Source organism: Caulobacter sp. P1_B12_2, assembly GCF_056406675.1.
The window spans coordinates 1-12029 of record NZ_JBFTZS010000099.1 but is presented as its reverse complement, the minus strand read 5'-3'; the positions used below and the strand labels follow the sequence as shown (position 1 = coordinate 12029).

General features: G+C 70.8%; 5 protein-coding genes. All 5 read left to right on the top strand.

The genetic code is table 11. The features are described from left to right. The coding region (locus AC1DZ6_RS08465) for an AMP-binding protein (protein WP_477096754.1) at nucleotides 1–1997 on the top strand (1997 nt) is incomplete at its 5' end. Beyond that, entirely contained in the window at nucleotides 1997–2449 is a 453-nt protein-coding gene (locus AC1DZ6_RS08460) for a DoxX family protein (protein ID WP_477096753.1), read from the top strand. The genes AC1DZ6_RS08465 and AC1DZ6_RS08460, both read left to right, overlap by 1 nt. Before the next feature lie 13 nt (nucleotides 2450–2462). Continuing rightward, nucleotides 2463–2897 carry a DoxX family protein gene (locus tag AC1DZ6_RS08455; protein WP_477096752.1) on the top strand — a complete coding sequence of 145 codons (435 nt, stop codon included), beginning with the start codon at nucleotides 2463–2465 and terminating at the stop codon, nucleotides 2895–2897. Between the two features lie 64 nt (nucleotides 2898–2961). Further along, entirely contained in the window at nucleotides 2962–10497 is a 7536-nt protein-coding gene (locus tag AC1DZ6_RS08450; RefSeq protein ID WP_477096751.1) for a type I polyketide synthase, read from the top strand. Continuing rightward, nucleotides 10494–12029 (top strand): type I polyketide synthase (locus AC1DZ6_RS08445; protein WP_477096750.1); only part of this gene is annotated, 1536 nt, incomplete at its 3' end. The genes AC1DZ6_RS08450 and AC1DZ6_RS08445, both read left to right, overlap by 4 nt.

The following is a 12029-nucleotide window of genomic DNA, read 5'->3' as shown; positions in this document are numbered from 1 at the left end:
CACAAGGGCTGAAGGGCGAGAGGGTGCTGCTGCTCTGCCCGCCCGGACTGGACTATATCGGCGCCTTCTACGGATGCCTCTACGCCGGCGCCATCGCCGTGCCGGTCTATCCGCCCCGCCGCAACCGGACGCTCGACCGGATCAACGCGGTCGCCGTGGAGTCCGGAGCGCGCGCCGCCCTGACGACCCAGGACGTCTTCAGCTCCGTACACGGAGGTTCTCTGGAGTTGCCGCGACTGGCCGCTCTGGACTGGCTGCTGGTCGATGACGCCCCGGTCGAGGCCCCGGGCTTCGAGGTCGTAGACGCCAAGCCCGACGACCTGGCCTTCCTGCAGTACACCTCGGGCTCGACCGCCTCCCCGAAGGGCGTGATGGTCAGCCACGGCAATCTGATCCGCAATTCCGACCTGATGCAAAAGGCCTTCGGCACCACGGCCGAGAGCCGCGGCGTATCCTGGCTGCCGCCCTACCACGACATGGGCCTGATCGGCGCGATCCTGCAGGCGGCCTATGTGGGCCTGCCCCTGTCGATGATGGCCCCGGTGTCGTTCCTGCAGCAGCCGTTCCGCTGGCTCGACATGATGTCGCGCGAGAAGGCCACGGTCAGCGGGGCCCCGAACTTCGCCTACGAACTGTGCGTGCGCTCGGTGACGCCCGAGCAGCGCGGCACGCTCGATCTCAGCCACTGGGCGGTCGCGCCCTGCGGTTCCGAGCCGATCCGCGCCGAGACGCTCGAAATGTTCGCCGACTATTTCGCGCCCGCCGGCTTCCGGCGCGACGCCTTTCACCCCTGTTTCGGCCTGGCCGAGGCGACCCTGATGGTCACCACGCGCAAGCGCGGCGATCGCTTCGTGGTCTCCAACTTCGACGCCGCCGCCTTGGCCCGCAATCAGGTCGCCCCCGCGGCGGCCGGTGGCTTCAGGCGGCTCGTCGGCGCGGGCTCGGWCCAGGTCGAGCGGGTCGTGATCGTCCATCCGGCGACCCGCCACCTCTGCGCGCCCGAAGAGGTCGGCGAGATCTGGGTTCGCGATCCGAGCGTCGCGCAAGGCTACTGGAACCGCCCGACCGACACCGAACAGACCTTCCAGGCGCGTCTCGCCGGCGGGGAGGGCCCGTTCATGCGCACCGGCGACCTCGGCTTCCTGCGCGACGGCGAGCTGTTCGTGACCGGTCGCCTGAAGGAGCTGATCATCCTCCACGGCCGAAACTACTACCCGCAGGACCTGGAAGCCGTGGCCTCGGCCAGCCACCCGGCGCTGCGCGAGGGCGGCAACGCCGCCTTCTCGGTCGAGCGCGACGGGGCAGAGCGCCTGGTGCTGGTCCACGAGCTGGTCCGCGCCCAGCGAGATCCACCGGTCGAGGAGATCGCCGCCGCGATCCGCAAGGCGGTCGCCGAGGAGTTCGACATCCAGGTCGACACCATCGTCCTGGTTCCACCGCTGGGCGTGCCCAAGACCTCGAGCGGCAAGCTGGAACGCCAGGGCTGCCGGCGCGCCTATGAGACGGGTGAGCTGCGCATCACCTGGACCTCACAGCGCGCCGCCCCGGCGCCGGCGCAGTCGCCGCCCCGCGCGGCCTCGGCGGTCCGCCGGCAAGCCTCGGCGGCCGAAATCAGGACCTGGATCGCCGAACAGCTGTCCTCGACGCTCGATATCCCGCGCGCGGAGATCGACATCGGCGCGCCGTTCAGCGCCTTCGGGCTGGATTCTCTGAAAGCCGTGGGGCTGGCGGGCGACCTGGAGACCTGGCTCGGCCGCAGCCTGCCGCCGACCCTGCTGTGGGACTATCCCAGCATCGACGCCCTGGCGACGCACTTGGCGACGCCCGAGCTGAACGTTCGCCCCGCGCCGCGCGCGGCGCCGCGCACCGTCTGGCGGGAGTCCATGACCGAGGCGCAGATCGACAGCCTGTCAGAGGCCGAACTCTTCACCTTGCTCGCGCGCAAGGTCGACGCGATCGGCGAAGGCCTGGCCGCACCGCCAGGGGGGAGGACCTGATGCTCAGAGATATGACCCAGACGCCGCAGTTGGCCATACGCATCGCCGCCGGCGGCGGCCTGATCTACCATTCCGCGCCCATCATCTTCACGCCGTCCGGCTACGCCAACTTCGTTCATCAGTTGTCCGCGGTGGGCCTTCCATGGCCGGAGCTCTCGGCGGCGTCGGTGGGCACGCTGGAGTTCGTCGGCGGGCTTTGCGTGCTGCTGGGCGCCTTCACCGTCTTCGCCTCGCTCCTGGTGGCGCTGGAGCTTTCCACGCGGGTGCTGACGATCTTTCTGATCGGCAAGGGCTTTCCACCCCCGCTGCCGGGCCAGATGCCTCTGCCCGACTACGAGACCAACCTCTTCTACATCCTGTTTCTGACCGCCCTGGTGATCGCCGGCGGCGGCAAGTACGCGCTCGACAACGGCATCTGGTCGTGGGCGGCAAAGTCCGCCGCGGCATCCTAGGGGAGGGCCGACCATGACCAAGCGCTGGTACGAACTGGCTCCCATTCCTGTCCGCGTGATCGTCGGCGGCGGCCTGGCCTATCACGGCTATCCCAAGATCTTCACGGCCGACGGACACGCCAGCTTCCTGCACATCATGCAGGGCATGGGCGTGCCGTTCCCCGAGTTCCTGTCCTGGGTGATCGGCGGTCTCGAATTCTTCGGAGGCCTTGCGCTCTTCAGCGGGACCTTCGTCTCGTTCGTCGCCCTGCTGATCGTGATCGAGATGGCGGCCAATCTGATCACGGCCCTGTTGAACGGCGGCTTCCCGCCGCCGCTCAATCCGAACCAGCCGCTGCCGGGGTACGAGCAGACGCTTCTCTACCTGTTCGGCGCCCTGGCGCTGTTCATCGGTGGATCGGGCGGCTTCTCGGTCACCCGCATCTTCGTGCCGCGACAGACGGTCTGAGATGAACGATATCGCCAACGATTCGAGAGGCTTGTTGGCGGGCGCGTTCCGGGCGCTCGAGGACATGCGCTCGAGGTTGGAGATCGCCGAGAGATCCCAGCGCGAGCCGATCGCCGTGATCGGCCTGGGCTGCCGCTTCCCCAAGGCCGACAATCCCGAAGCGTTCTGGTCGCTGCTGAGCGAAGGTCGCGACGCCGTCGACGACGCGCCTGCGGGACGCTGGGACGTCGAGGCCTTCTACGACCCCGACCCGAACATCCCCGGCAAGATGTACACCAAGCGCGGCGCGTTCCTCGACCGCGTGGACACCTTCGACCCGGCCTTCTTCGGCATCGCGCCGCGCGAAGCCGTCACGATGGACCCCCAGCAGCGGCTGTTCCTCGAGGTCGCCTGGGAAGCCCTGGAGGACGCCGGCCTGCCGCCCGATCGACTGGGCGGCTCGAGCACCGGCGTTTTCCTCGGCATCTGCAACAACGACTACGCCCACACCCTGGCCCGGGCCGGGGTCGAGGCCATCGACGCCTATACCGGCACCGGCACCACGCCCAGCGTCGCGGCCGGGCGGCTGTCCTATGTTCTCGGCCTGCAGGGGCCGTGCATGACGGTCGACACAGCCTGCTCGTCCTCGCTCGTGGCGTTGGACCTGGCGGTTCAGCATCTGCGCTCGGGCCGCTGCGACCAGGCGCTGGTCGGCGGCGTCAACCTGCTGCTGATGCCGGAAAGCACGGTCTACTTCTGCAAGGTCCGCGCCCTGGCGCCGGACGGCCGCTGCAAGACCTTCGACAACGGCGCCGACGGATACGGTCGCGGAGAGGGCTGCGGCGTCGTCGTGCTCAAGCGCCTGTCCGACGCGCTGCGCGACGGCGACGACATCCGCGCCGTGGTGCGCGGCGTGGCGGTCAATCATGACGGCCGCAGCAACGGCCTGACCGCCCCCAACGGACTATCGCAGGAGAGCGTGATCAAGGCCGCCCTGGCCGACGCCGGGGCGTCGCCGCACGAGGTCGGCTATGTCGAGGCGCACGGTACGGGCACACCGCTGGGCGATCCGATCGAACTGGCGGCCCTGGCGCGCGCCTATGGCGATCGCGACGGCCCGCTGATCGTCGGCTCGGCCAAGACCAATATCTGCCACCTGGAAGCCGCCGCGGGTGTCGCCGGCCTGATCAAGACGATCCTGGCCCTGGAGCACGGCGAGATCCCGGCCCACCTCCATTTCCAGCAGCCGAACGCGCATCTGCCCTGGGACAGCCTGCCGATCACCATCCCCAGCCGACACACGACCTGGCCCGCCTCCGCGCCCATGGCAGGGGTCTCCTCGTTCGGCTTCAGCGGCACCAACGCCCACGTCATACTGGAGGCCGGTCCGTCACGGTCCGAGGCGACCACGCCCCGGCCCGTGACGCTGCTGACCGTTTCGGCGCCAACGGAGTCGGCCGCCCGCACGCTGGCGGGGCGCTACGCCGCCCTGTTGGGCCAGGGCGGACCAGCCGCCGCCGACGTGGCTTTCGCGGCCAACACCGGACGCGCCCACTTCAAGCATCGGGCCGCCGTCGTGGGGACCCCTGGCGATCTGACCACGGCCCTGGAAGATCTGGCGCGCGGCGAGACGCCCCTTCATCGGCTCGACGGCTCGGAGCCGCGCGTCGTCTTCCTGTTCACCGGCCAGGGTTCGCAGTTCCCCGGCATGGCTCGGGCGCTCGACTCCGACGAGCCGGTCTTCCGGGACGTCATCGACCGCTGCGACGCGATCTTCCAGGACGAGTTCGACACCGACCTGCGCGAATTGGTCTTTGGAGACGGGGAGGCCGGACGGCTGGACGAAACCGGCTTCACCCAGCCGGCGCTCTATGCGGTCGAATGCGCGCTGACGGCGCTCTGGCGGTCGTGGGGCGTGATCCCCGCGGCCGTGATCGGCCACAGCGTCGGCGAGTTCGCGGCCATGCAGGCGGCGGGCGTTCTGTCGCTGGAGGACGGCTTTCGCCTGGTCGCCACACGCGGCCGGATGATGCAGACGCTCTGCGAACGCGGGGCCATGGCGGCCGTGCAGGCGTCCGAGGCGCGGGTCAGGGAGGTGCTCGGCGCGCTTCCGGCCGACCTGGCGGTGGCGGCGGTGAACGCATCCGACGATGTCGTCCTGTCCGGAACCCAGGCCGCGGTGGACGCAGCCCTGGAGCGCCTCGCCGCCGAGGGCGTGCGTCACCGGCGCCTGGCGGTGTCCCACGCCTTCCACTCGCCGTTGATGGAGCCGATGCTCGACGGCTTCGCGGCCTACGCGGTGGGCATCGCCTTCGCTCGTCCGACGATCCCGGTGATCTCCAACCTGACCGGCGAAAGGCTGGAGGACGCGCCCGACGCGGCCTACTGGCGTCGGCACGCGCGCGAGGCCGTGCGCTTCGAGGCCGGCCTGGCCACGCTCAAGGCCGACGGCCATACGGTCTTCCTTGAAATCGGCCCACAGCCGGTGCTGCTGGGCATGGCCCGTCGTTCTGGGGTCTTGGACGAAACGCCGAACGCCCTCTGGCTGCCGTCGCTGCGCAAGACCGGCGACGACGCGCGTGAAATGTTGGAAGCCCTGGCGGCGCTCTATCGGATCGGCGCGCCGATCGACTGGCGGGCGTTCGAGGCGGGTCGCGGCCGGCGCACGACCTTGCCGACCTATCCGTTCGAACGTCAGCGGTTCTGGCTCGACGACGTGGCCGCGTCTCCGCACCTGGAGACCGGGTCCCGTGCGCCAGGCCTGGCGGAATCGCCGGCGGCCCCATGGGTCGCGTCGCCAAGCGTGTCCACGCAGGAGGTCAGCGCCTTCGCGGCCGAACTGCTCGCGGCCAACCCGGGCGACCGATACGACCTGCTGCTCGACCGCATCCAGTCCGAGGTCAAGCGGGTCCTGCGCCTGCCGACCAAGCCGGATCTGAAGCAGGGACTGTTCGAGCTGGGCATGGACTCGCTGATGGCGGTCGAACTGCGCTCGCGCCTTGAGACTGGGCTCGGGCGGACGCTGCCCTCCACCGTCGCCTTCGATCATCCGACCATCGAACGCCTGACGCGTCATCTGCTCGACCTGATCGCCCCCTCGGACGCCGCGCCGACCGCCGGTCTCAAGAAAGTCGAGCCGCAAGCGCCGATCGCCATCGTCGGCCTGGGCTGCCGCTTCCCCGGCGGGGCCAACGACCCCGAATCCTTCTGGCGCCTGCTGCGCGACGGCCAGGACGCGGTGACCCGGATCCCGCCCCAGCGTTGGACCGCCGCCGACTGGTTCGACCCCGATCCTGAACGCATCGGCAAGAGCTATTGCCAGTCGGGCAGCTTCCTCGACGGGGTCGTCGAGGACTTCGACAGCCAGTTCTTCGGCGTCACCCCGCGTGAAGCCATCGCCATGGATCCGCAGCAGCGCCTGCTGCTTGAGGTCGCTTGGGAAGCCCTGGAGCACGCCGGACGTCCGCCGGTCGAGGGCGATCGGACCGGGGTGTTCATCGGCGTCAACGCCAACGACTACGCCAGGCTGCTGGGGCAGGGGGACAAGGCGATCGACGCCTACGCCTTCACCGGCAACACCTTCAGCGTCGCCGCCGGGCGGCTGTCGCACACCCTGGGCTTCCAGGGACCCAGCCTGGCGATCGACACCGCCTGTTCCTCGTCGCTGGTGGCGGTCCACCTGGCCTGCCAGAGCCTGCGGATGGGCGAGTGCGAGACCGCGCTGGCCGGCGGCGTCAACCTGATGCTGGCGCCGGACGCCTATGTCGCTCTATCGCGCATGCACGCCCTGGCGCCGGACGGGCGATGCAAGACCTTCGACGCCTCGGCCGACGGCTACGGACGGGGCGAGGGTTGCGGCCTGGTGGTGCTGAAGCGGCTGTCCGACGCCCTGGCCGACGGTGACGACGTGCTGGCCGTGATCCATGGATCGGCGGTCAATCAGGACGGGGCCAGCGGCGGCCTCACCGTGCCCAACGGCGTCGCCCAGCAGGCCCTGATCGGCGAGGCGCTGGAACGCGCGGGCTTGGCGCCGGGCGACATCGCCTATCTCGAAGCCCACGGCACCGGCACCCCGCTGGGCGATCCCATCGAACTGGGCGCCGCCGTCCGCGCCCTCCGCCCGGGGAACGCCGCGGATCAAAGGCTTCTGGTCGGTTCGGTGAAGACCAATATCGGCCACCTGGAGGCCGCCGCCGGGGTGGCCGGGCTGATCAAGACGGTCCTGGCCCTGCGCCACGAGACCATCCCGCGCCACCTGCATTTCGACACGCCCAATCCGCAGATCGAATGGAGCACCTTGCCGATCGACGTCCCGATCGAGGCCGTCGCCTGGCCGTCGGGTGCGGGCGGGCGTTTCGCCGGCGTCAGCAGCTTTGGGATGAGCGGCACGAACGCCCACGTGATTATCGGGGAGGGGCCTTCGCGCCCCGAGTCGCCGGCGGTGGCGGCGCCCGAGCCGGGCCTGCAGGTCATCACCCTGTCGGGCCGCAGCGAGGCGGCGGTGCGGGCCCTGGCCGAGCGCTATGCGYCGTTCGCCGAYGCGCCYCTGGCCGATGTCGCCTTCGCCGCCAGCGCYGGACGCWSSCACTTCGAACACCGCATCGCCATCCTGGCCGAGACCGGCGAGCAATTGGCCAAGCGTCTCGCCGCCGCCGCCCARGGCCAGAGCGACCCCGGCGTGCTGCGCGGCCAGGTCTCCGGGGCCCAACGCCCGAAGATCGCCTTCGTCTTCACCGGTCAGGGCTCGCAATACGCCGGCATGGGCCGCGAGCTCTACGACCGCGAGCCGGTGTTCCGCGCCGCCATCGACCGCTGCGACGCCCTGCTCGACGGCGCCCTGCTGCCAACGCTGTTCGAGGACGACAGCGGCCTGATCGACCAGACCGGACACACCCAGCCGGCGCTGTTYKCSCTGGAATACGCCCTGTGSGCCCTGTGGCGCTCCTGGGGCGTGGAGCCCTCGGTGGTGCTGGGCCACAGCGTYGGGGAATATGTCGCCGCCTGCGTGGCCGGGGTGTTCAGCCTGGAGGAGGGYCTGMAGCTGGTGGCCCGCCGSGCCCAGCTGATGCAGGCCCTGCCGCCCKGCGGAGCCATGGCCGCGGTCTGGGCCGCCGAGGCCGACCTGGACCTCTCCGCCTATGGCGACCGCCTGTCTCTCGCCGCCGTCAACGGYCCCGGCGACCTGGTGGTCTCCGGCGAGGCCGAGGCTCTGGACGCCCTGCGCGCCGACCTCAAACGCCAGGGCGTGGCCAGCCGGCCGCTGACCGTGTCCCACGCCTTCCATTCACCGYTGATGGCCCCRRTCCTGGAGCCGTTCGCCGACCTGGCCCGGACCATCGACTATCAGCGGCCCCAGATCCGGCTGATCCGCGACCTGGACGGGRCCCTGGCCGACGGGCCGCCGGACGCCGACTACTGGACCGCCCATCTGCGCCAGCCCGTGCGCTTCCACGACGCCCTGCAGACCCTCAAGGCCCAGGACTGCGCCKTGGTCATCGAGATCGGCCCGCATCCGATCCTGACCGCCATGGCCAAGCCGGAGGCCGAGGCCGGGCCCCGCTGGTTGCCGTCGCTGCGCCGCAAGCGCGGCGACCTGGCCATCCTGCACGAGACCCTGGCCGGCCTCTATGTCGCCGGCGCCCCCATCGACTGGGCCGCCGTCCACCGCCACCAACCGCACCAGCCCCTGCGCCTGCCGACCTATCCCTTCCAGCGCAAACCCTACTGGATGGCCCCGACCCCGACCCCGAGCACCGGCGCACCGCCGGCTGACCTCTTCCACGAGATGCAGTGGCGCCTCGCGCCGCCCGCCGCGACGACACCGCAGCCGGGACAGTCGGTGCTGATCTTCGCCGATCGATCGGGCGTCGCCGAGCGCCTGGCTCAAGCCCTGACAGCGACGGGCCAGGTCTGCACCCTCGTGCGGCGATCTGGGGACCCGGCCGCTGCCGACCATCACATTGCCTCCCTCGACGCGCTCGACCAGCAGCTCCCAGGCATTCTCGACGCCAGCGCGCCCTCAGCGATCGCCTATCTGTGGAATCTCGATCTCGACGGCATGCGAGACGAGGCGGACTCTTGCGGGGAGCTGGCCGCCCTTCATCTGATCCAAGGCGTGTTGCCGATCGCGGCGCCGCCCAAGCTTTGGTTCGTCAGTCGCGGCGGCCAGCCGGTCGGCGACGCCGCTGTCGCGCCGCATCAGGCTCCCCTCTGGGGCGTCGGCCGGGCGCTGTCCCTGGAGCATCCGGAGGCCTGGGGCGGTCTGGTCGATCTGGCGCCCGAAGCCTATCCAGAAGAGGCCCTGGATCTGGCCCGCCACATACTCGGCGACGACGGCGAAGACCTTGTCGCCTTCCGCGGCGCCGAACGGCTGGTCGCCCGCTTGGCGCCGGCCCCCGTTCCGAAGCCGGCCCCGCCACCCGTGCGGCCGGACGCCAGCTATCTGATCACCGGCGGGCTGGGCAGCCTCGGCCGCGCCGTCGCTCGCTGGCTGGCCGAGGCCGGCGCGCGCAGCCTGGTGCTGGCCGGCCGCAGCCAGCCGGACGAAAACGCCGCTGCGGACATCGCGGCCCTGGAGGCGACCGGCGTCCGCGTCACCGTCCTGCCAGTCGATGTCGGCGACCGCGCGAGCCTGGCGCCGGCCCTGGACCAGATCGCCGCCGACTTGCCGCCGTTGCGCGGGATCGTGCACGCGGCCGGCGTGCTGGACGACGGCGTGCTGTTCACCCAGACAGACGAGCGGTTCGTCAAGGTGATGCGACCCAAGGCGCGCGGGGCCTGGAATCTGCACGACCTGACCCGAGACCTGCCGCTCGACTTCTTCGTGATGTTCTCCTCGGCCGCGACCCTGTTCGGCTCGCCGGGCCAGGCGAACTATTCGGCCGCCAACGCCTTCCTCGACGGCCTGGCCCATCATCGCCGGGCGCTGGGCCTGCCCGCGCTCAGCGTCGGCTGGGGACCCTGGCGCGACATCGGCATGGCGGCCGATCTGGCGCGGCGCACCGGCAAGACCCACGCCCCGCGCGGCGTCTCGGCCCTGGGGCCGACCGAGGCCCTGCAGCGCCTGGGCGACCTGATGAGCGCCGCGTCGCCTCAGGTCGCCGTGATGCCGGTCAACTGGCCAGCCTTCCTGGAACAGTTCGGACCGGGCGAGCGTCCGCGCGCGCTGGACGACCTCGCCGACACCCTGCCGGCCAAGGCGGCGGCGGACGACCGCGCGGCGCGCGGCCCCTCCGCCTTCCTGGTCGAACTGATCGCCGCGCCGGCCCGCGAGCGCCGACCGATCCTGACCCGTTTCCTTCAGATGGAGCTGGCCGCGATCACCGGCGAAGACACCCTGGCCGATCCGGCCGCGGGCTTCTTCGACATGGGTCTGGATTCCCTGATGGCCGTCGAGATGAAGAACCGGCTGGGCGCCAATCTGGACGTCACCTTGCCGGCGACCGTGGTCTTCCGCTTCCCGAACATCGCGGCCCTGACCGACCATCTCCTGACCGATGTTCTGGGCTTGAATGAGCCGCCGCAAGCGGACGAGGCGGAGCCCGAAGACGCGTTCGACGGCGCGTCCGAGGCTGAACTGCTGGCGCTGCTGGCGGGCGAACTCGAGGGGGCCGCGCCATGACCCGAACACCACCGGAGCTGGACCGCGAGACCGTCGTCAAACGGGCGCTGACCGAGATCCGCGATCTGCGCCAGCAACTGAGCGAAGCGCGGCGGTGGCGCAGCGAGCCCATCGCCGTGATCGGCCTCGGATGTCGCTTCCCGGGCGGCATCGACAGTCCCGACGCCTTCTGGGCGGCCCTGATGGAAGGCCGCGACGCCACGGGCGAGGTTCCGCCAGAGCGCTGGGACATTGAGGCCTTCTTCCATCCCGAGCCTTCGACGCCCGGCAAGATGTACACGCGTCGCGGTGGGTTCCTGGCGGAAGACGTCGCCGGGTTTGACCCCGGCTTTTTCCGCCTGTCACCGCGCGAAGCCGTCACACTGGACCCGCAGCAGCGCCTGCTGCTGGAGGTGGCGTGGGAGGCCTTCGAGCATGCCGGGAGGCCGCCACGGGCGGGCGACAAGACCGGGGTGTTCGTCGGGATCAGCACCAACGACTACGCGCAGAACACCCTGTTCGGCGCGCCCAGCCAGATCGAGCTCTACACCGCCACGGGCGCGGCGCTGAACGCCGCCGCCGGGCGGATCGCCTTCGCCTTCGGCCTCCAGGGCCCGGCGATGGCGATCGACACGGCCTGCTCTTCATCGCTGGTCGCGGTCCACCTGGCCTGCCGCAGCCTGCGGCTGGGCGAGTGTCGCGAAGCCCTGGCCGGCGGCGTCAGTCTGATCCTCTCGCCGGCCGGTACGATCGCAACCTGCCAGGCCCGGATGATGGCGCCCGACGGACGGTGCAAGACCTTCGACGCTTCGGCTGACGGCTACGGGCGGGGCGAGGGCTGCGGTCTGGTGGTGCTGAAGCGGCTGTCGGACGCGCTGGCCGACGGCGACGACGTGCTGGCGRTGATCCGCGGCTCGGCGGTCAACCAGGACGGGGCCAGCGGAGGCCTGACCGTGCCCAACGGCGCGGCGCAACGCGACCTGTTCAAGGCGGCCCTGGCGGACGCCTCGGCCCAACCGGCGGACGTGGGGCTGGTCGAGGCGCACGGCACTGGCACCCCCCTGGGCGATCCGATCGAGCTGGAATCCATTCAGGCCGTCTATGGCGAGAACCGCGACGCCGGGCGGCCGTGCGCCGTCGGCTCGGTGAAGACCAATATCGGCCACCTGGAAGCCGCGGCGGGGATCGCGGGGCTGATCAAGTCTGTCCTGGCCCTGCGCCACGAGACCATACCGCGCCATTTGCACCTGAAGACGCTCAATCCGCAGATCGCGCTGGCGTCAACGTTCGTGATCCCGACGTCCGACCAAGCCTGGCCGCGTGGCGAGACCCCGCGCCTGGCCGCCGTCAGCAGTTTCGGCTTCACTGGCACGAACGCGCACGTGATCATCGGGGAGGGGCCTTCGCGCGCCGAGCCGGCGGCGGTGGCGGCGCCCGAGCCGGGCCTGCAGGTCATCACCCTGTCGGGCCGCAGCGAGGCGGCGGTGCGGGCCCTGGCCGAGCGCTATGCGTCGTTCGCCGATGCGCCTCTGGCCGATGTCGCCTTCGCCGCC